Origin of the sequence: Micromonospora sp. CPCC 206061, assembly GCF_036906915.1 — a bacterium.
GTDB lineage: Bacteria > Actinomycetota > Actinomycetes > Mycobacteriales > Micromonosporaceae > Phytohabitans.
This window is the reverse complement of sequence record NZ_JBAKHX010000108.1, coordinates 1-21233: the sequence shown is the minus strand read 5'-3', so window position 1 is coordinate 21233 and position 21233 is coordinate 1. Positions and strand designations below refer to the sequence as shown.

Sequence of the window (21233 nt, the reverse complement as noted above, 5' to 3'; positions counted from 1 at the left end):
TGCACTCGCCCTACTCAGACCATGTAGTGGATCAGGTGTCTCACGTCAGCCTGACAGAGAGGGGGTTCCGATGTTTCCCCTGGATGGTTCGATCACCTAACGGTCGCGGTGGATGCCGCGTTACGGGTCCAGGTCGAGCCGACCCCTGGCCTCGTCGAGGTGCTGGATCGGCTAGACATACCGGTGTGCTTGGCGTCGAACGGACGGCCGGAGAAGGTCACGTTGACCTTGGAGATGACTGGGCTCGCGCGGTATTTCGCGGGTCGCGTGTTCACCGCTGCGGACGTTGAGCGGTGCAAGCCGGCCCCTGACCTGTTTCTGCTGGCGGCGTCCCGTATGGGCGCGCCACCGGGTCGCTGCGTCGTGGTCGAGGACAGCGAGACCGGTGTGGCCGCCGCTCGGGCCGCAGGCATGCGGGTTGTTCGATACGCATCCGATGGTGGGCTGCCGTTGGACGCCAGCGAGGCAACCTTTCGGCGCATGGCGGAGCTGCCTGCGCTGCTCGACGGGCGCCCGGTTGACGCCGTGTCCCGCGACGCGCTTTAGTCTTCGGATATGGAGCCTGCGGCACGGTAATGTCGGCCCTATGGGTCCGACAGCGCGTAAGGTCTCCTTGACTGGCATCAAGCCCACCGGAGAGCCACACCTGGGCAACTACATCGGTGCGATCGTTCCCGCGCTCGAATTGGCTAACACTTACGAGTCCGTGTACTTCATCGCGGACTATCACGCGCTGACGACAATCCGCGATCGTGACCTGCTGCGCCATTACACCCGCTCGGTGGCGGCGACTTGGCTTGCGGCTGGACTCGACCCAGACCGGACCACGTTCTATCGACAGTCGGACATTACTGAGACCTTTGAGCTGACCTGGGTGCTTTCCTGTGTGAGCGCCAAGGGCTTGATGAACAGGGCGCATGCGTACAAGGCCGCGCGCGACCGGAACCGAGAAGCGGGCAAAGAAGATCTTGACGCGGGCGTGAACATGGGGCTGTTCAACTATCCGGTGTTGATGGCGGTCGACATCTTGATCATGGACGCGGACGTGGTACCGGTGGGTCGCGACCAGCTCCAGCATGTCGAGTACGCCGCTGACATCGCCGGGGCGTTCAACAGCGTCTACGGCGACCGGTTTAAGTTCAAGGTTCCGGCACCAGTTGTCCCGCCGGAGGATTCGGCGCATACCTTGCCGGGCACGGACGGGCGCAAGATGAGCAAGTCCTACGACAACACGATCCCTCTGTTCGCGCCTGAGGCCAGCTTGCGCAAGGTGATCAGGCGCATTCCGACCGATAGCGTGCCGGTCGAGGCCCCCAAGGATCCGGACTCGGCGGCGGTCTTCACGCTGCTGGAGCGTTTCGGCGGCGACGACGTGGTGGCTGACACCAGGGCTCGGTTGCTCGCTGGTGGGATGGGCTGGGGCGAGGTCAAGGCTCAGCTGACCGATGCCTTGATCGCACGGTTCGGGCCGATGCGGGAGCGCTACGAGGCACTGATGGCGCCGGGCAGCGAGCTGGACGATCTGCTCGTTCACGGCGCGGACAAGGCCCGCAAGCAGACCCGGCCGGTGCTGGAGCGGGTGAGGGACGCGATCGGTATCGCATAGCGGCTCAGCGCCCTCACATGAGGGCGTCGACCACTCGGTCGGCGCAGTGCCACGCGGTGGTCCACTTGCCGGGGAGCGCGACGACGAGGTTGGCAGCTGGGGACCAGCCGGCCGACGGTTCTCGGAGGTCGATCACGGCGGCGGACGGATCGGCATGTGGAGTGGCGGGTTCGCATACTGTGCCCCACAGCAGTTCGAGGCTGGAGGCGAGCGAGTCGAATCCGCGTTGGCCGAGCGCGACTCGAAGCCGCGTGTGCTCGGTCGCGGTCGTGCCGTACATGCCGGTGAGGCCGGGCAGGCCGACGCGGACACCGTTGAGGTCGGGACTGATCGCCAACAGGTCGCCGTCCAGCCAGTACGTCAGGGTTTTCGTGCTGGCTCCGGTGGCCCGGCCCCAGGCGATGCGGCGCACGTGCAATGTGTGCTGGATTCCCGCGCGGGACAGGATGCCCGGCGTAGCCGCCCCGGTCGCCAGCACGACCACGCGCGCTTGCGGGATGGACCATCCGGCTGAGACGAGGGTGCTGTCGGCGGCGCGGCGCAGCGTGACCGCTTCTCGTGCCGTTGGTACTCCGGTCGCGTGGGCGAGTTCGACCAGGCGGACGCGCAGGGCCGCAAGGTTCACGCTGTGGTCGGGAATGCGGAAGGCCGCCGCTGGTGGAGTGACGTGCCCGACGGCACGCGGGTCCACCTCTTCCACACCGTCGATGCCGGCCTCGCTCCAGGCGTGGCGGTAGCGGTCAACGGTGTCGGTTGCATGGAACAGGGCCAGCCCCGTAGATTCGCCGACCCGGGCCGTTTGGACCAGGTCACCCCAGCGATCGCGATGTTGCCAGCAGTCTCGCGCGACTGCGGGAAGCACTGGCGCGTAAACGGCTCCGGAGTGGTACTGGCCGAAGTTGGCCAGGGACGCGCCAGGCAGTTCGTCGCCGAGGCATAGAACCCGCAGCCCGCGACGCGCGGCGGTAACCGCGGTCGTCAAGCCGCACAAGCCCGACCCGACGACGAGAACGTCCACACACTCGTCAGGCATGTACCGGCCCTCGGCGGTTCAGTGAAGACCCGGCGGTCCGCTCGTCGATGATCGAGATGTGATGCCGCTCAGCGAAGCGGCGGACCAGGCCGACCGGCGCCAGGTGGTGGTCGACGCGACCTCGGAGTCGCTGTGGCGTCAGGCGTAGCCGACTTCGGGCGGCCGCGCGGTGAGCCTGCATGCAATCGCGGCTCAGGATGAGGCTGTGCAGATGGGTCAGGACGGCGGTGCCTGCGGCAGACAGCGGTGTGTCCTCGTCCTTGGTGGCGGGGGCGGCGAAGTCGAGCGCGTAGACCGCGAAGCTCGAACGCGAGGGCGCTGCAAGGACGGCCTCGACGACCCGGCACGCGGCCTGCTCGAAGGACCAGGCTGCTTCATCCACCGGTCCGGTGCTGGGCCGCTGCGCGAGTTGAGGCAGGAGCAGGGCGGCGCCCGGGATGCCGGCGCGTGCGTAGGTGATGACCTGCCTTCGTTTCGCCAGCCCGTACGGGGTCTGGTAGAGGGAGGAGGCCAGGACGGCCGTGGTGCTCGCCGCGACCAGCGCACACGTCCGGCGCCCGTCGCCGAACCGTTCGCGTAGTGCGAAGACGACGCTGGTCGCGCCTTGGATGCTGCGCCGCATGGCGGCGACTCCGCTGCGGTCAAGAACGGTGTCGACGACGCAGATGTGGCCATGGCCGGCCGCCCACGCCTCTAGCGTTGCCACGATTCGGGTCCGGTCTTCCTCAAGCGTCACGTCCGCGGTGATCCAGTGAACGTCCTGCGGCGGGCCGACGGTTAGCGGTGTTCGCGTCACCGCGGCGATGTCGAAGCCGGACTCGGCGAGTACTGGTAGGACGCGACGGCCGAGCCGCCCCGACGCGCCGAGGACGATCACAGCCCTCTTCACGGAGCACACTCCTGCCACAGGTCGGCGAACTGAGCGAAGGTGTCACCGAACTCCCGGCGCACCTTTCGCCATGCGTCTGGGTGCTCAGCGCGTTCGGTGAACGCCACGCGGGCGCGATCGATGTCAGTGCTGTCCCAGCCGCTGCTCAACTCGATGGCCGAGAGGATCGCGGGTTCGCTCGCCTCGTCGTCGCTCATGATGCGGTCGGCGATCTCACTTGGCGCCATGTTGAGGTGGATGCTGGACGCTGGGATGCTTTTGGACATTTTCGGGTAGCCGGCGAGCCCTTCCAGAACCCGGAAGTACAGGGCGCCGATCTGGCCGTTCCAGCCCAAGCTCAGGTCGCCGGCCTCCGCCTGCCGGTTCAGGACCAAGCGGGCCAGGTCGGTGAAGTACGCCTCCTCCATTCCGGACACCATGAGGATGTTCGTGGCTCCGCTGTCGAACGGGGCTAGCACGTCGGCGACGGTGTATAGCGAGTCGACGACCACGCCTGTCTCGCTGCCAAGCAATCCGTGATCCGCGTAGAGCTCCAACAGACTTTCGCGGTTCTCCTGGAAGTCCGACCGAGACAGGTAACGAGCGATACGGCCGGCCCTGATGAGGTTGTCGTGGTCGAGGTGAGAACGCAGATGCGCTTTGTCCACGTCCAGCCCGAGCGCCGCGAGGAAGGCGAACATCTGGTCTCTGACCCGAACGAGGGTCGACCAGGGGACATTGCGAGAGTTCCACGCCCCTAGGTCGGAGATGACGACAGTCATCGGTGCGTGAAGGCGGCGCTGCAACTCGACGGCCCCGAGCATGACTGAGAGCGTCCCGGCGGTCGGCGCGTTCGTCGGCCCGAACCCGGTGACGACGGCCAACGAGTTCCGCACCTCGGGGTCGAGCACCGTGACCGCGTCGTCGAGATGGGTGAAGCGGACGGCCGTTGTCCCGAGCTGTCCGGCGAGGGTCTCGGTCGATCGCTGACCTATTGGCTTGGCAGGCATCGGCGCTCCCTATTGGAGGTGAGTCAGCGTCGTAAGCAGTCGTGTGGCCCGCCCGGATCGACGAGCCTGACAGACCTGGTCGGTCGCCTCGTCGAGGTCGACTCCGGCTCGGCTCGCGGTGACGATGAGGGCGGCGTTCAGCTCCACGAGCCGGGCGACTGGTGTGTCGTTGCATGAGGTGACTGCGGCGGCGACGAGAGCCGCATTGCCGCCGTGTGTCGGTCGGTGCGCCACAGCTGTACGCCACGCTTTCGCTGGCGCACTCCTCCGACGCACCTCGCTGATGATCAGGCCATCCGTGAGGTGGGCGATACGTGCCACACCAACGTCGCTATGTTCGTCGATCATTTCGCCGGGCGTCAGCTCGGTGGATGCGACTACGCCTGTGGTGATATCGGGTCGGATTCGCCGCAGTGCCGCGGCGGCGAGCATGACATCACGGTGTGCGAGGCCGAGCACGTATCCGCCCGCCCGCACGCACAACGCCGCCACCGGCATGAAGAAGCTCGCCGGGGTGAGCTTCTCGAAAACGCCGTCATAGCGAGCTGCGTACCGAGGGCAGAAGTTCGCGTAGGCGGTGCAGGCGATGCCGTGCCGATCCAGCGCCTCCGTGATGGCGGCAGGGTGGTCGACTGGCCGTATTCCGAGGACATCGAGAATGTCGGCAGCGCCGGACACTGCGGACACCGACTGCGAGACGCCTTTGACCACGGGGACCCCGGCCGCCGCCGCCAGGATCGCCGCCGCGGTGCTGACGTTGAACGTCTTGAAGTGTTCCTTGCCGCTTCCGGCGACCACAACGGTGTTGTCGGGTGTTGCTACAGGTTCGTTGGTGTAGGCGCTGAGCACTGGGTCGAACTCGATGATCACGTCCCACCACTCGTGGAGTTCGACCGGTCCGATGAGGTCGGCGTGGAGCAGGTGAGCGCACCATCGCCGCCATCGCTCGTCCGATGCCGCAGACGGGTCTCGCAGTAGCGTTTGAAGGAGATCTGGCGACCACGTATCGGCTTGCGCAGCGACGGAGCCGCCTCTCACGCTGCCCATTGCGGTCCCACCAAAATGCTGTGCCGTGCCTGGCATAGCGACGAGTGGGTGCGGTACCCGGCGTCGGTCTTGCCGGTTGTCCTTCCGGCGTCGCCTCGCGACGCCTCAGGATCGGTGTGCTGAATAGATGTGGCTGTCACGATCACTTCGTCGCCAGCACCCATGCCAATGGCCTCCCCGATGTTCTGGTCGTTTCCGTGAAATCTGTCGTGTGGGTGAAGTGGTCTGGTGACACGTAAGGCAGGCCCATAACGGCGATACGGGTGCCGTTCCCATTCACATGGGGGTGCGGGTAGGCGGGCCCGCCTTACGTGTCCCACACCACTTCACGCCAATTCCGTTACGCGGCTACGCCCCTGTCATCGCATGGCCTGCACGGCGAGGTCGCCACGGCCGGCGTCAACGGCGGTGAGGACGTCATGGATGGTCCGGTTGTGTCGCTCGCCGAGGTCACGCAGCAAGCGGTTGGCTGCCGGAGCCCTTCGCCCAGGGACGTGGGCTCCGGCAGTCGTGCTGCTCCGCTGACTCCCAGTCAGATGCCGTTCCGGCTGGTAGCGCGGACAGATGAAGCCAGGTGGGGCCACGCCGCGGTCAGCACGCTCCGGGCAAGGTCTTCGCGCAGCTCCGGCGGCAGCTGCACCTGGTACTCGTCGGCGAACGCGGCGACGGCCTGGGCGCCGATCGTGACCGCCGTGTCCGAAGGCCCTTCCGACCGCGTGCTCGTCACAGCTCCTCCTTGAGGACGTTGATCAGCGCGATGGAGTCGTTGGTCGGTTCGGCGTACTCCTTGGCCAGCTCGGTGAACTTGGTGCTGAACTGCTCAGCGGCGCTACCCTCCAGCAGCAGGGTGCCGCTAGCGTGGTCCACGCAGGCCACGTCGGGGTATGGCTGCGGCATGCGGTAGACGGTGAACCCGCCGAAGACGCCCGGGTGCATGAGCGCGGTGTCGCGCACGATCTGGATGTCCACATTGGCCTGGAAGCGGGCCAGCTGCACAATGTGCTCGAGCTGGGCCTTGAACGCCGTCCCGCCGCCGACGGTCCTGTGCAGTACTCGCTCATCCATGACCACGTGTAGCTGGACGGGATCGGGCCGGCGGGTCAGCGCCTTGGCACGTGCAGCGGTGTCATGAAGATGCTTGGCCCGCTCCTCCTTGCTGATCGTCCCGGTCTGCGTGCGAGCTAGGACTTCGTCGGCGTACGCCTCGGTCCGCAAGAGGTCTGGAATCATGTTCGGGCTGTAGATGCAGATCTGCTGCGCCCGGCGCTGCACCCACCACCGGTCCGGCATGGGGCCGAGGTTCGGGTCGGGCTTCACGCCATCCCGATACCAATGATCGGCACGCCATGCGTTGACCGCTAGCGCCGCCAGTTCATTGCGGTCGCCGTCGTCGTGGACTCCGTAGACGTCCAACAACGCGACGACGTGGTCCTTGCGAAATGGCCACTCGGCCCGCTCGTACCTCGCCAGTGTGCTGAACTCGACGCCGAGGTAGCCTGCCACGTACTTGAGAGTCAAGCCGCGTTCGTCGCGCAGCTCGCGCATGCGCTGGCCCAGGTACTGGGCGCGGATAGTCTGCGCGAACCGTTCTCGCTTCGTTGGCACGATGTCACCTTTCGATCTGGGTTGGGCTCGGTGGGATGAGTTCGAGGAGCGAGGCCGACTCGTCGGCATCCGCGGCCGACCGGTAGAGCCTGTCGAATACGTTCACGTGGTCGTGGCTGTGTTCCAGGAACAGCCGCCCGCCGAGGTACGGGATGTGCACCACCAGCGGAGATGGCTGGGGCAGCGTGAACACGGCGAATCCACCCTCAACGCCGGGCGGACGCGGCCTTCCGGCGGGCAGGACACGCACGTGCACGTTCGGCAGCGCCGCCGCCCGGCGCAGGTTCTCGATCTGGCCGTCCCACATCCGCTGGTCCCCGTCCGGATGCTTCAGGACGCACTCGTCCAGCACCACGGTCAACTCGGCCGGCGTCGGTGCGCGCGACAGAATCTGCTGGCGTTCGGTTGTCAGCCGCACTCGGGCGGCGACATGCTCGACACTCGCGGCTATGCCCGTTTCCCGGGCGCGCTTTTCGGCGTAGCCGGCGCTGTGCAGCAGTTCAGGAATCGACAGTGGGCTGTAACACCGGATCTGGGTGGCCTCGGACTCCAGCCACAGCAGGTCACCGAACGACTCATCCGGGACGGCGCCGTCGAAGTCCGCCGCCCACTGTGGTCGCCACGTCGCCTGCGCCAACCGCAACAGCGTGGCCCGCTCGTCGGGGTCATGAGCGCGGTACAGGTCCAGAAGCGCGATAACCTGGTCCCGCGTGAATGGTTGGTCGCCCCGCTCAAAACGCGCCAGCTTGCTGAAGTCCATTCCCAGGTGAGCGGCCACGTACTTCAGCGTCAAACCTTGGTCGTCACGCAGCCCACGTATGTGCTGGGCCAACCAGCGGGCGCGCAACGATGGCATGCGCATGTGAACGGTCTCCCTTCCGCAAAGGGCGATCCGTCGGAGCCTGGTGGCTGTCGACGACGCGCCAATGCGGAGAAGCTAGACCGATGGCGTATGGACGCTATTACTTCCGGTAATCAGACCGTTCCCAAACGGGTCGCGAGTGCTTGCAGCTCGCGCCCACCTGCGGTTCTCTTGGCCCGGCGCAGCATCGCACCAACCGCCTCACGGACTGGTGGTGAGAGGCGAACGCGTTGAGGAGCGATGGACTCTGCCCGCAGCAGATACGTCAACGCTTCCCGATCGTGGCGCTTGGTCTGGGCGAGTGCACGACCCATGTCCGCGAAATACGTCGCACGCCGGTTACGGGAGCCCAGTTGACCGACATCAACATCGGGAAGCTCAATCACGCGCCCGCCGTCACCCAGCTCGGCGTAGACGCCGATCTTCCAGATGACCGTGTTGGTGGGTCCGAACCACATCTCGGCGAAGTTGCCCTCCCCGGAGCGGTCGGCGACGTCGGTCGCCTCCGCCAGATGCGTCACCGCGTCACCGTTCCGGCCGCGCATGGCCGCGAACAACGCCGCGGTCAGATGTAGCATTCCGTACGCCTCCGCTGCCGGGCGATCGCGTGAGGCCGCCTCAAGGCTGGAGATGGCATCGCGCAGTCGGCGCGAGGCGAGGTCCTTGGTCTCTGGAGGCAGGGCGTGGAGTAGCGCGAACTCAGCCACGCCGCGCCATGCCGGCTCCGCGAGCCGCTCAGCTACCTGGACACACTGCTGCGAGGCCAGCAAGGCCAGGTCGGCATATCCCAGATACTTGGCCGCGAAGGTCGTGGCGTATGTCGTCCACGTCAGCATCTGGAGCGCCTCGGCACTATCGCCGGCGGCGTACAGATCGAGGATGAGATCGGGGAGCCTGGGTACTAGCCCGTCGTACTGGCACGAGTTGTGCAGCCCAGCAGCCGTCGCAACCGGTCCGCGTAGGGCTTCGATCGATGGGCCGCGTTCTCGCCGGTCGCCGAGCGAGATGGAGAGGAGCGCTGCGCGTACCGCCGGAACCGCGCGTGCCGCGAGGTTGTGCTCGACCGTCTGCGGGTCGTATGGCTGGCCCGTCAGGTCGGCCACCGATACCTGCAAGGCGCCCGCGAGTGCGACCTGCACGCTGCGCTTGTCGACGGGCTTCATGCCGGCCTCGATCTGCGCGACATATCCCTGGCTGAAGCCGGCCAGCTCGGCCAGCGCGCGCTGGCTCAGATTTCGCTTCAGCCGCCAATGCCGTACGCGGATCCCGATGTGCTGCGCGTCCATGGCAAACAACTTCCACTCGGCTGCATCCGCCGCAGCGACCGCTACGTATTGATCAACCGCTGCCGCACGACCTCAAGCTCGTGCAGCAGGGCATCCCACGGGAAAAGCGACGCCGCTGGTGCACCCATATTAGGGGTTGGCAGCGGGTAACGGTCCGGGTCGAACAACAGCGTGACGCCCCAGCTGCGAAGATCCCGGACGGAAGCCTGGAACGCCGGGTGCTTCGCGAGAGCGACATTCGGCGTGGGCACGGCCACGATCGGCAAGTTCAGACCGATCGCCTCGTTGAGGATGCCGAGCGCGAGCGTGTCGCTGCTGCCGCGGGCCAGCTTGTTGATCGTATTGAACGTCGCTGGCGCCACCGCGATGGCATCAGCCAGCGGGAGGACGTCAGGCTCGTCGGGTTGCTTATAGTCATACCTGACCACGTGCCCAGTGATCTTCGCCAGTTTGTCCCTGTCGATGAACTTCAGCGCGGACGGCGTCGCGATGACGCAGACCTCCCAACCGGCGTTTTGGAGCACCGGTATGGTCTCCGGAAGGTTACCGGCGGGACGGCCACCGCAGGCGACGATGTAGAGCACTGGATTTTCCACGCCACCATCATGACCGACGTACCGGGCCCGTCGATCGGCACGGCAAGCCATGGGGCGCACCAAAGTCTGTACAGGCTATCGGCGGTTGGCAGAGTAGACGTACCGGCTCAGTCACGCGACGGCTTTTTGGCGGTCATCGAGTCCGTCCGAACAGCGCAATGGCGCGGCGGCCAAGATCTACCCTCCACCGCTGTCCTGCCTGGACACCGAGCCGTACGACCGCGCCTCCGAGCCCGCCGACCCCACGCGTCTGCCGGGCCGTGTCTTCCGCGGATGTCAGAAAGAAGTGGTTAGCTGTGCCACGCTACCGAGGCCGGGTAGGCCGCCGGAGACCGTCCGTACGCTGCCGTCCGGATCCTTTCCCGCAGGCCGCGCATCGCCTTGGGATCTGCCGGCCGGCCAGCTCGGAAGCGCTGACCTCATCGACCCGGCTGGTCGACAGCCAACCCCGCACGCACGACAGCGCCCGTTGGTCATCCGCAATTTCTGCCAGGTCACCGACGCCTCTCTCGCACGATCATGCCTATGCGTTGCGCAGCGTGTAGGGCATTCTCGTGCTCCCATACACGCACAACGAGCCAGCCGGCGCGGGCCAGCAGGTCGTCGGTGGAGGCATCCCTGGCCCGGTTTCGGGCGATCTTGTCGGACCAGTAAGTGGTGTTGGCCTTGGTCTGCCTGCTTCCATGCTCAGAGCATCCGTGCCAGAAGCACCCGTCAACGAAGACGGCCACTCGTGCGGGGCCGAATACGATGTCAGCGCGCCTGCGGAGGGAGCCTAGCGGGGCGACGTCAACGCGGTAGCGGAGACCGGCTGCGTGCAGCAGACGCCGGAGGGCGAGTTCCGGCCCGGTGTCGCGGGTCTGTTGCCGCTGCATGCGGGCGCGCACCGCCGGGTCGCTAGCCCACGAGGTCGCCTTGATGTCCTCCTTGGGGGTCCGCGTGGTGCTGGCAGGCCGTCCTGGGTGGCGCCTAACGGGTGGTTGCATCACCGGTTCGTGTTAACTCCCTCCTCGGGGAGTCCCAATGCCTGCCGGTCGCGGTACGCCTGCGACATCCGCAGCAGCTGTGGCCTCGTTCCGCCAAAGCTTACCAATGCCTCTCCCTTGCCCAAGGTCCGAATCTGCTCGGGTAGGCGCGAGTCCGTCCGGTTGAGTTTTCTGGCCGCGGCCGCCGCGACGGTAGCGTCGGGCAGACGGAAACACACCTTCGTCTGCGCGTTGGCAGCAACGACGTCGGGCAGGTCGCCCGGCTGCTGCGTTGCCAGGATGACAGCGAGACCCTTCGAGCGCCCCTCGCGAATCATCGTGTCGACCGCAGTGAACGTTGCTACCCTGTGTGCCTCGTCGACCACCGCAAGGTATCGCACTGTGTTCGGCACAGGGGGGAGCGCCTGCACCCGGAGAAGCAGCGCGGAAAGGATGAAGCCCGCGGCGAGAACGGTTGTCTGTCCGTTGCCAGGAATTCTGCTGAGGCCGAAAACAACGTTGCGGTCGATGACCTGACCTAATGGCGGGCCATCCCGGAACAGCTCGTAGCGGGTCAGGTCACCGATGATGCCGGAAAGGTCGGCGTCAAGTTGGTCGTCGAGGAGCTTGAGCGTCGGCCACCTGCCCTCAGTCCTTGCCACAGCATACGCCCGTTCAAGCGCCTCCTGCAGCTTTGCCCGCTGACGGTGGCCGATGCGCGTGAACGTCTTTGTGGCGTCCTCAACTGTGTCGCGCAGTTCGATCACCGCAGTCTCGACGGCGCGGTCGGTAGCTTCATCGAGGGCAAGGGGATTGTAGGGCGCGCCGCCATTCCAGAGGTCGAGGAACTCGGCACCTGCCAGCTGGGGGAAGCCCGTTTCGTCGCTGTAGTCGTTCTTGAAGTCGGCAATGCCGAACGTGCTGCCGCTGTGTTGCGCCAGCTGGGCAAGCAGGCTCATTGTGAACTGGGTCTTCCCCATACCTGAGCTGCCCCACACCTCGACGTGGCCGTTCTGGAGCACACTCTGCTCGCTACCAGCGGGGTGCCAACGCACCTCCTCCCCGGTGGAAGCGTCCCAGCCCAGGATCGGGGCGTGGAAGGGACGCACTTCCGCGACAACCGCGGGTTCGTCGCGCTGCGGCGCAGGCGGAGCGTTCTCCGCGGCTTCTGCCTGCTTCGGCGCAGCAGGCTCAGTGGCGGGAGGCGGAGGCTCCGGCACGACGCTTTCCTCGGCGACGGACGGCTGGGGCTGCTGGCTTCTAGGCGCCGTCTCGCTCGCCGATTCGGGCCGCCGCCGTGTGCGGCCGCCCTTTAGGGGAGGCCGGTCAGCTTCGACTGTTCGCAGCGTTGTGATGCGGACCTGGGTGGCGTCGCGAAGCAGCGCCTCCGTGAGCCTGATGCTGTGCAGCACCACCGGGACGATGTCAACGCCTACCTTCTCGGGGTAGTAGCGGTCGAACTCGTCAACGTTGGGGCCGAAGACCAGGCCGACGCCTGCCCACTCAAGGGTGCCAGTTCCGGTCCGGAACGCCTCCAGCGCCACCAACTCTCGGGCGTCGAGCTTGAACCGCGACTCCCGAGCCACGGAGTAGGCGGCCTCTGTGATGCGGTTGAGCCACAGCCGGCTGTGGACAGAGCCCAACTCCGGATAGGCCGCCCACCGAGTGGCGGCGAGGGTCTGGTTCAGCTGATCGAGTGCACCCGCGGCGGCGTCGGTCTCGTCGCTGCGCCTAGCCTTCACCTCGATCGTCGCGACGTGGACCCCTCCCTCAGCAGTGTCGAGTGCGATGGCGAGAAGATCCGCCCGCCGACCCTGGAACCAATGCCTGTACTCGTCGAGGCTGACGAGCAGGACGCGGCACCCGGGCGGCAACGGCCATGGAGTGGTGGTACGTGCCAACAGCGAGAACGCCACGACATGGCCGACAAGCTCATTGATGCCGGTGCCACTGGTGGCCGCCTCCAGAGCGAGGATGCCGTAGCCCTGGCTGGCAACTCGGCGGAGGTCGGCGCCGACGCTGAGCGCCAGTTCTTTGTCGGAGACGATGCCAGCGGCTCGCAAGCTCCGTCCAATAGCCCGGTCCGCCGGCCCGCCCGACTTCTGGCTGAGGACGAGTGACAGGGGGCTGTCGCCTCCGAGCCGGCGCTCTTGATGCAAGATCGCGATTCGGTCCGCGCCGAGGGCCTGTTCGAGGCTGTCGCGCGTCGCGTACCGGTCTAGCGTTGCCACCCACAGCGCAAGGTCGTGGACCTCCTGGAGCTGCTCGGCGATGTCCATCGCGCCGGCGCGGACCTCCGGCACCGGGATGTCCTCTCCCTCCTCTGGCCAGCCGTCCTCCACCGTCGCCTGCAGCTTCAGCCAGGTGATGCCCGCTTTCGTCGTGGCGGGTGGCATCAGCAGCATGCGCCGGTCCTTCTGTGGACGCTGGGACGTACGCGGCGCAAAGAGGACCTCGGCGTCTTGACGAGGTGGCGGGACCTCAGGAAACTCGATCTGCAGCCGGTTTCCGCCGTCACTAATGCCTGTGACCAAAGCGAGGTGCACAGCCGGGCTGTCGGACCCACGCTGCTGCAAGACCTCCCGTGCCCGGACGAGGCTGTTAAGGTACCGCAGCTCCAGAACATCACGACTGTCGCGCAGTTCCTCGTCCGCACGGGCGAGCGTGCGCCAGTCCGGCCTGTCGGTGGCCTCCTGGCCGACACAGAACACCTCGATCTTGGCGATCGTGCCCCGGCCGGTCTTGCGGCCGATCAACTTGACCGCCTGCGAAACGAGCAGGTCAGCTGCACCCGGCCCGTAAGCCAGGCAGCGCAGGTGGCCGGCCGCCTCGGGCTGCAGCGTGAGCAGCCGCACGATGACCGAAGTGAGGGCTTCGCCTGCGTAACCGCTCTCGTCGCGCGTGTCGGCTCCGCCGTACAGGCTCCACAGCCGCCCCTCGCTGGTTGGCAGCAGCGCCCTGTCGCGCATCCGGGCGCGGACATGGGCAGGGTGGTGAGAGGCGGTCGTACGAGCGATGCTGGCGGCTGTTGCAGCGACGGGCTTGTCGTCGGACTCCCCGGAAGCCGCGTCGAGCAGCGACCACAGCGCCTCCAGGTACTGGCCGAGCCACTCCGCCTTCAGCGGGGCGAAGCCAGTGAGGCCGACGCAGTGGTTTCGGCCGGCGACGCCGCCAGCGAGCGAGAGCACTTCGGCCGTGGCGGATCCGCCTTGTGGACCTTCGGTATTGCTTGCTGATGTCCAGCTCGCTGACCACCTCCGCAGCTGCTGAGGGTTGAGCCCTTCCTGCAGCGACATGCGAGTGAGCTCGCGCAGCTCGTGCGCGAGCGGCTTGAGCTGGATGGGTACTGGCACCGGGCTAGCCTCGGCATCGCCACAAAACGACGACAGGGTCGGCTCGTCCGGGGTAGTGAGAGTGAGCGCCGGGTGTTCGGCAAACAGAAGGGCAGCTCGAAGCAGTGCAGCGTCGTCGAGGTCAGGCCGCCAGTCGACGTGGACTGTGCTGCCGTCGGCGGCGTAGAGCCGCAGCTGCAGCAGCGCGAGGTCGCCGGACGGAAGATCTGCGTCGTGGAAAGACTCCAAAGTCGTGTCATTGTTCGCAGGCTGCAATAGGAGGCCATCAACGTCGACGCCTCCGCTTTCCATCCGGCGCAACAGGCCGCCGAGCCGCAGTCTGGCACAGCCAAGGGTGATGGATCGCGCCGCGCCGCTTCGGTTGACCTTCGCCGTGTCCGACGGCGGCTTGGGGTTCAAAACCTGGATTCGCGCGAGTGGGCCGCCGAGTTGCTGCACCGCTTTGATCAGGGCGTATTCGGGGCAGGACGGGCTGCTCCCGCTGATGGCCCTGTCGCGCAGCAGCTTCTCGAGCTTGATTCGGGTGGTGCGGTTGAAAATGCCGCGGGACTGGGCGTCGTCCAGATCCAGCAGCTCCCGGGCAGCCTCGCGTTGCTGGGCGGCTCGGCGCAGTTCCTCCGCGCGGGCGTAGTAGTCGGGCCAGGGCAACCGCTCGACCCGGCCGCCCTTGTGGGTGCGCTCGTAGTCGCGCAAGGCCTGCAGCACGGTATCGGCAAGGTCCTGAGTGCGCTGCTCGAGGATCTCGCGCGCCTCGTCGAACTGCAGGTGCTCGAGCAATTGCTCACTGCCGGACTGCAGCATGGTCATGACGCTCGCGGCGGCGGCCTTCGCGCTGTCTGGGTCGTCCCGCAACCCGGGGCGGCGGCCGAGGACTGCCTCAGCTCGCCTGCGGATTTCGGCGTAGGCCGTGGTCCGCAAGACGTCCTCGCTGGTGCGACGCGCTGCCAGGGCGAGGTTGTCGCCGATGCGGTCAGCGTCGACCCGCCCTCCGGTAGCAGTGTCGGCGAAGGCCCCGATGGCCGGCAGGCAGGCGAGCGGGTTCTCGCCGGCCGCGACCCGGTCGAAGTACGTCGCGACCTGGGCGGCGCTGGGCTTGTGGGCGATCCCGGCGCGCATTACGGCCTCGCGCACCGCCCGGACGGAGCCGTCGGGGCTCGCGGCGGGATGCTGTCGAGCGAGCAGGACCAGCCCATCTGGGGAGTCCAGCAGGTCGCCGGGGGCGAGGTTCTCGAAAAGGTTGAGACCGCTGCGGTCAGGCACCTGCAGGCCCTCGCAAAGGACCAGCACGATCCCTCGAGGGTATCGGTTTCGCAGTCCTGTCCCTGAGCCCGACAACGCGTAATCGCCGAATCTGCGGGGAGAGTCGGACACGACGGCCAAAGGAGGCAACTCATCGCTCCACGCCGCGGCCATGCCGAGGGCCAGGCTCGTGGGGACGCCTTCGACCAGCACGAACTTCGAGTCGCCGCCGATGCCTTTGATGTGTTCGGCGAGTGCGCCGCCAAGCCGCTGGCTCACTTTCCCCACCTCTGCGCGCGTTCGCCGACCACCGTCGTGCGGTCGGACAGGCTCAATGCCAGGCCCGCTTCGCTCATCAGCCGTTCGGCGCGACGGGCGTTGCGTTCGAGGCCGGCGCCGTCGACCTGGCCGCGCAGGCTCGTCGACGCCGCCGACTCTTGGTTGATCACGAGGCCCCACTCCTGCCGGACCGCAGCGAAGAACTCGTTGCTCGGCATCGGCATCTGGGCCGACAGAGCGCCAACGAGTGCCGCCAGCAGGTCGGGCGTAGCCGTCAGGTACCGGTACCGCGTGCCGGCGATCAGCCCGACCGACTCCAGAAGGACACGGAACCCGTCTTCTGCCCGACCGTAGTTGGCGTTCTCCACGGAGGTGCGCGCGAGCCGGAGGAACTCTCCCACCGGGCTGTCAGCAGTCAGCTTCGTCAGCTGGTGCGACACGCTGTCGGGTGAGTTTTCGGCCAGCTTGCTGCGTTTCTCAAACTCGTCGACCCAATTGACAGTCTGGTCTTCGACCAGCTGCCGCATGAGGCGCGCCAACGTGGAGATTGTCGCCTCGTTCAGGCGGATGCGGGCCCTCCTGTATGACTCCTCAGATCGTTGCCGGACTCGGTCCTGCGCCCGCGGGCCGCCACCGAAGCTGAGGAGGAGGAAGCGGTCCTCCTCGGGAGTCAACGTGGCGTCCCACGCGACGCGCAGCGCGTGCACAGCGAGGTCGAGTGCGAAGATGGTGCGCAGTTGCCAGAGCTTGGCTGGCCCACTGGCGCCACCTTGGCACATCACGCCCTCGGCATGCCGGCACAGGCTCGCCCCGAGCGATCGCAGCAGCTCCTCCCCGCCCCGGTCCCAGGCTTCCTTCTCGTCGTCTTCGGTGTCCGGTGTCTTGTTGTATGCCTCGCCGGACTGCAGCGCCGACTCAAGCCGGTTGCTGATCTCGGCCAGCGGGCTCGGGCCCGTCAGCGCCTCCTTGATGGCTGCAACTGCCCTCGCGCCCAGCTCTGCAGACTCCGGCTCCCCGGGATCGAGGAGCAGACGGGCGAGGGCTATGCCGCTGCCGCGCATGTACACTTTCCGCACCGTCCAGTCCTCGCGACCGCTGGCTTTGCGGGCGTCGTACCACAACAGCGAATCGTGGAACGGTCTAAGCAGCCACGCTCCGGGCTGGCCGCGCTGAGTGTCGGGGTCGATGAGGCCCTGCAACGCGTCTTGGGCCAGCGCCAGGTTGGCACTGTTGCGCACATCGGACCCTGAAGCCAGCTGGTTGCCGTACAACTGTGGCGTCATGTTGTCCTCGCCCGCTCGGCCGTCGCGACCGGCCAGGAAATTCGTTGCTAGGGCGAGGCTGCGCAGTGCGAAGCGCTGCCGCTTCGGGCTGACCAGCGAGTCGCTGCTCTCCGGCGCGCTGTACCGGTTCTGCGCGAGCGTGAGCAGCGTCTCCGCGCACAGCTGCGGGGCGCGCTCGTCTCGGTCCGGATCGAGCCCGAAGAGGACTTTCGCGACCTGGCCAGGCGCGAGACGCCGGTTGGGAGCCACTACGTCCTCCGAGATTTCGCGAAGTAGGGCAGGTTGACCTTGACCAGGGCCGGCGGATCCGAGTCTGGGTCGGCGACCCGGATGGAGTCGCTGGCTGCCTCAGCTGACGCGAGCCGGCTGTAGAAGCCCCGAAGGTCGTTCATCTCGGCGACGCCTTGGCCGACTGGCCCTTGGAAGTCGGCTGCTTCGCGGATCGCTTCGTTCATCTTGGGGCGGATGCGAAGCGACTGGTCAGAGCTGCCGTCCACGACGAGCTCCACCTCCACATGGTCGACATCCAGGATCCGCTCCACCAGCCCGCGGTCCGGCACCCTGACGGATAGACGCTCCAGTGGCACCAGCCCGAATACGAGCGAAGGTCGGGCAGGGCGGAACGAGCCGGGGTCCCGCGCGAACAGGCACGCCGGGTCCGGTACCACCAGCCCTTCGTGAGGGCTGGAGAAGCCGGTGACAAGGAAGTTCAACCCACGGACGAGACCTGCGACCTCGAGGACGACGTCCTCGCCGCTTGCGGCCTTGCTGGCCAGCGTCACGAGGTCCGCCACGTAGCGGTAGCCCAGCAGGCGTCGCGACGCGAGGTCCCCACCACGGAGCACCCCGCTCGCCTCGAAGTAGATGCGCTGCCGCCACAAGACCTGGGCTGGCGCGTTGGTGTCGCCGTCGCCGGCAACTAGGGCGTCGAGGCCGTCGTCGACCTTCGTCGGATCCTCGCTCGTGCTCACGAGCTCCCCGAGGTGTTGGAACGTCATCGTGCCCTGCTTCGTCCGGACCCGGTCCAACGGAGATCGGCTCCCAGCGAGGGCTTGGCTGCGTCGGCCATCATCTTCGGTGACCGCGGGGTCGCCCGCGAGCATGCGAACCCGGTCGGGCGCCCCTGTCGTGTCTCGGAGCCAGCCGTCAATTTCCAGGTCGCTAACGTATCCGAGCAGCGCCGTTAGCATCCCCGACATCAGCGGAGACCGTTCGATGGCGTCGGGGGCAAGCCCGCCGCCGACGATGCGGGTGAAGTAGCCGTCGGTGGCTGTAAACGCGGCCCTGTCTTGGTCACGGGTCGAGGTCTTGACGTGCCTACAGGTCCGGTCCCCGACTATGGCCCAGGACAACACCGACAAGACCTCGCGGATCGTGGGCACCGCCTCGCCGGCGCCCAGGCGCACTAGAGTGCGTAGCTGCTCGCGCACACGTGGGTCTCGAAGAGCCTCAGCGTTGCTGCGCATTGGGCAGCTGCCGAGGTCGAACGGGCAGCCGGCGCAGCCGGTCCATAGCTCTTCGCGGGTTAGGAAGTCCAGCAGGCCGTCCCACAGGCCCGGTGCGGTTGGGCGTTGGCGGTTGACGTTGACCACGACCAGTTTGCCGACCTCGGCGGCGCCGCTGCGAAGGGCCTCTTCTAGGGCCGTGGCCAGGTCCTGATGGTCGAGGCTGTCGAGCGCGTCGCGGAGAACCCCCTCGTTGGCGCAAACCAGGTGTTGGCCTGCCTCGGAGGCGACGCCGTCGAGTACCGTCTCGAGCGCGGCCTGCCGCGCCGTGTCGTCCGACAGGCCGGAGAGGTCCTTGATCACCCACCGGCCTGGTGCAACCTCGCATGGCTCGTCGCCCGGTGGCAGGGTGCCGCCGACGTCGCGGCAGTAGGACTCGGCGACGGCCGTCTTACCGGTCCCCGCGTTGCCGGTGAGCACGATCGCTCCGGCTTGCCCACTTTGGGCCCATGCGCTGACGTGCCGAGCCAAACGGGTGGGCACGTCCTCCCCGAGCGCTTCTGCGAGGTGCTGAAAGTGTTCGCGGTAAGCGCCGGCCTGGTCGGCGCTGAAGATGGACAGGGACCTTAGGGCGGCGACGGCAGGGAGTTCGTCCGACAGGTCTTCGGGGGCGGTCACTGGCCGGCAGCCCTCCTTTCGGCTAGGCGCTCAGGGTGTGATGCCGTTCCCGCGTTCCGGCGCGCGGCGGCCAGTTCGTCTGCCTTCCGTGGGGGTACGCCGGCGGCGAGTAGTACCTGGGTTAGGGCGCCGACGATCTCCTTCGCGGCCGGCGGCGGGACCGCGTTTCCGATCTGCCGGCGCACGCGAGCGTACGCAGAGGCACGGTTGCGGACCGGTCCGTGCTCGAAGACGAAGTCGTCGGGGAAGCCCTGCAGCCGAGCCTTCTCTCGGTTGCTCAGCCGCCGAGGCTCGGCATGGTGGTATCCGTGGGTGCCGCCGCCACCTCCGGAGATCATCGTGTACGCCGGCTTGTTGGGATCCAGACGGCGGTAGACGTGGCTGATCAGGCCCTTCACGGCAGAGGGGTGTCCTTGGGGAATGACTTCGTAGTTGGCGCCTGGCGGAATAAGCTTCAGCCGCTTGACCACCTCGGGGCTGTCGAGCCCGCGCTCGTGGTTCGGTGCGTCGTCCGGGATCGGGTCACGGTCTAGCGCGTCCGCGACCGTCCTGTGGTGGCCTGCGAAGGGCTCCGGGATCATTGGGGGCCGGATCCTCAGGTCGCGACGCACACCAATCACGATCAGGCGCTCGCGGTTCTGGGGGACGCCGAGGTCAGCCATATCGATCACCTGGGCCGACAGGTCGTACCGGACTCCGGGCGCCTCCCGAGGACTCGTAACGAAGCTCGACGGCGAACGCAGGGCGTGACGAACGAGAGTCCAGGCCGCCCCATGATTGGCAGACAGCAGGCCGGGGACGTTCTCCAGCACGAATGCCGCTGGACGCAGCGCATCCAGGAACCGAGCGACGTGGCGGAACAAGTTCCCTCGCGCTGTCTTGAGCCCGTCGTGGTTCCATAGCGTCGAGTAGTCCTGGCAGGGTGGCCCGGCAAGAAGGATGTCGCACGGCACGTCCGGCACCTCAAGATCGGCAATGTCCTCGGCCACGATGTAGCGCCCGAGGTTGCGCTTGTACGTCTCTACGGCCCACGGCTCGATGTCGTTAGCCCAGACCACCCTGACGCGCTTGGTCTGTTCCGCGCCCAAATCCATCCCGCCACTACCGGAAAACATTGAAACTGCAGCGTAGCGCCCAGCTACACGTGCCATTAGCGCTTGCCCCCCGCAATAGAAAACCACCTGCGACCCGCTTTGGTCCAATGACAGTAAGGAGTGCGCGAGCCTGCAGCGCGCAACAGGGTCATCCTGAGCATGGCCCGCACAATATCGGCAGCCTCCGACAAGAGACGGTCCGCGCAGCGCACTGCACGGCAAGGTTAAACGCGAGATCCCGGCAGATCAAAGGCACTCGTCACTTGATCTGCAAGTAGTTCTAAAATGGACTAAGCGGACCTAAATGTGCGTGGTAATCCCCGGAGTTGGGCCGAGCAGCACTGAAATCGTGCACTTTCGGCACCGCCTCACGGGCGCCCAGCGGCTATGACCAGGGCGTTTGATCGGGGGACGCGCCGTGGCGAGTGGGCGAGGGAGGCGCCGCACGCCGGGGAGGCCGAATGCCTTGGTGCTGGCGCAAGCCGCGCGCGAGGAGCGGGTCGGTTCGTCGTCGCCCCCGAGCGGGGTCCTTGGCGGGACAGCTTGGCTTGAATCGACCTTGTCCCCTTTGCGCGACGATCCATCCACTTTGCAATCCATTTTGTCACTGATCTCTGCTAGCCGATCTTGGCTTCTGCCTACTGACCTTCGTGCGCGCGAAGGTCAAGAGCCATTGCCTCTCAATAACATTTGATCAAGGATTTGACGTGCGCTTTCTCTCGGACCGTGCTGGGCTGCGGAACGGCCGGACCCTCATGCCTCGGACGCGGGTGGACTTTCCATGCTCACATGGTCGGCCCAGGATGGGCCCGACTTCATGATCGATTTAAGCCGGGTGGCAAGTCACCTCGTTCCGACAGGCAGTCCGGCACAGGTGATCCGCTTCCTCTACTCATTTACCTTGTGCGCCGCATCGATTGACCCGGGTTCCGCAGTTCGTAGTCACACGTGTGCTGGAGTTTAGGGGTTGAGCTGGGCAAACGC

At 66.7% G+C, this 21233-nt stretch carries 16 protein-coding genes; 2 read left to right on the top strand and 14 right to left on the bottom strand.

Annotated features, from left to right (window positions below; translation table 11 throughout):
- Window positions 1-108 precede the first annotated feature (108 nt).
- On the top strand, window positions 109-546 hold the full coding sequence (locus tag V6V89_RS37585; RefSeq protein ID WP_442935297.1) for an HAD-IA family hydrolase: 438 nt from the start codon (window positions 109-111) through the stop codon (window positions 544-546).
- Between the two features lie 40 nt (window positions 547-586).
- Window positions 587-1606, top strand: a complete 1020-nt coding sequence (locus V6V89_RS37580; RefSeq protein ID WP_334624436.1) for a tryptophan--tRNA ligase — start codon at window positions 587-589, stop codon at window positions 1604-1606.
- A gap of 13 nt (window positions 1607-1619) precedes the next feature.
- On the opposite strand, the gene V6V89_RS37575 is transcribed toward V6V89_RS37580, so the two are convergent.
- The 14 genes from V6V89_RS37575 to V6V89_RS37510 form a co-directional block, all read right to left on the bottom strand.
- The gene (locus V6V89_RS37575) at window positions 1620-2639 is read right to left on the bottom strand and encodes an FAD-dependent oxidoreductase (protein ID WP_334624435.1); all 1020 of its coding nucleotides are present in this window, start codon (window positions 2637-2639) and stop codon (window positions 1620-1622) included.
- Complete coding sequence (locus tag V6V89_RS37570; RefSeq protein WP_334624434.1) at window positions 2632-3528, bottom strand: hypothetical protein; 897 nt, start codon at window positions 3526-3528, stop codon at window positions 2632-2634. Before V6V89_RS37570 ends, V6V89_RS37575 begins: the two co-directional genes overlap by 8 nt.
- Entirely contained in the window at window positions 3525-4517 is a 993-nt protein-coding gene (locus tag V6V89_RS37565; RefSeq protein ID WP_334624433.1) for a hypothetical protein, read from the bottom strand. The genes V6V89_RS37570 and V6V89_RS37565 overlap by 4 nt, the downstream gene beginning before the upstream one ends.
- Before the next feature lie 9 nt (window positions 4518-4526).
- On the bottom strand, window positions 4527-5387 hold the full coding sequence (locus V6V89_RS37560) for a hypothetical protein (RefSeq protein WP_334624432.1): 861 nt from the start codon (window positions 5385-5387) through the stop codon (window positions 4527-4529).
- 709 nt (window positions 5388-6096) lie between these two features.
- A complete protein-coding gene (locus V6V89_RS37555) occupies window positions 6097-6291 on the bottom strand; it encodes a hypothetical protein (RefSeq protein WP_334624431.1) in 195 nt (64 codons plus the stop codon).
- Window positions 6288-7169, bottom strand: coding sequence for a helix-turn-helix domain-containing protein (locus V6V89_RS37550; RefSeq protein WP_334624430.1), 882 nt, complete (start codon window positions 7167-7169; stop codon window positions 6288-6290). Before V6V89_RS37550 ends, V6V89_RS37555 begins: the two co-directional genes overlap by 4 nt.
- 4 nt (window positions 7170-7173) lie before the next feature.
- The gene (locus V6V89_RS37545; protein ID WP_334624428.1) at window positions 7174-8031 is read right to left on the bottom strand and encodes a helix-turn-helix domain-containing protein; all 858 of its coding nucleotides are present in this window, start codon (window positions 8029-8031) and stop codon (window positions 7174-7176) included.
- Between the two features lie 113 nt (window positions 8032-8144).
- Window positions 8145-9317, bottom strand: coding sequence for a helix-turn-helix domain-containing protein (locus V6V89_RS37540; RefSeq protein ID WP_334624427.1), 1173 nt, complete (start codon window positions 9315-9317; stop codon window positions 8145-8147).
- Between the two features lie 41 nt (window positions 9318-9358).
- Entirely contained in the window at window positions 9359-9901 is a 543-nt protein-coding gene (locus tag V6V89_RS37535) for a flavoprotein (RefSeq protein ID WP_334624426.1), read from the bottom strand.
- 506 nt (window positions 9902-10407) lie between these two features.
- Complete coding sequence (locus V6V89_RS37530; RefSeq protein ID WP_334624425.1) at window positions 10408-10899, bottom strand: very short patch repair endonuclease; 492 nt, start codon at window positions 10897-10899, stop codon at window positions 10408-10410.
- Window positions 10899-15749, bottom strand: coding sequence for a helicase HerA-like domain-containing protein (locus V6V89_RS37525; RefSeq protein WP_334624424.1), 4851 nt, complete (start codon window positions 15747-15749; stop codon window positions 10899-10901). The genes V6V89_RS37530 and V6V89_RS37525 overlap by 1 nt, the downstream gene beginning before the upstream one ends.
- Window positions 15746-17281 carry a hypothetical protein gene (locus tag V6V89_RS37520; RefSeq protein ID WP_334624423.1) on the bottom strand — a complete coding sequence of 512 codons (1536 nt, stop codon included), beginning with the start codon at window positions 17279-17281 and terminating at the stop codon, window positions 15746-15748. Before V6V89_RS37520 ends, V6V89_RS37525 begins: the two co-directional genes overlap by 4 nt.
- Window positions 17281-19155 carry an ATP-binding protein gene (locus V6V89_RS37515; RefSeq protein ID WP_334624422.1) on the bottom strand — a complete coding sequence of 625 codons (1875 nt, stop codon included), beginning with the start codon at window positions 19153-19155 and terminating at the stop codon, window positions 17281-17283. The genes V6V89_RS37520 and V6V89_RS37515 overlap by 1 nt, the downstream gene beginning before the upstream one ends.
- Entirely contained in the window at window positions 19152-20306 is a 1155-nt protein-coding gene (locus tag V6V89_RS37510; protein WP_334624421.1) for a DNA cytosine methyltransferase, read from the bottom strand. Before V6V89_RS37510 ends, V6V89_RS37515 begins: the two co-directional genes overlap by 4 nt.
- Window positions 20307-21233 lie beyond the last annotated feature (927 nt).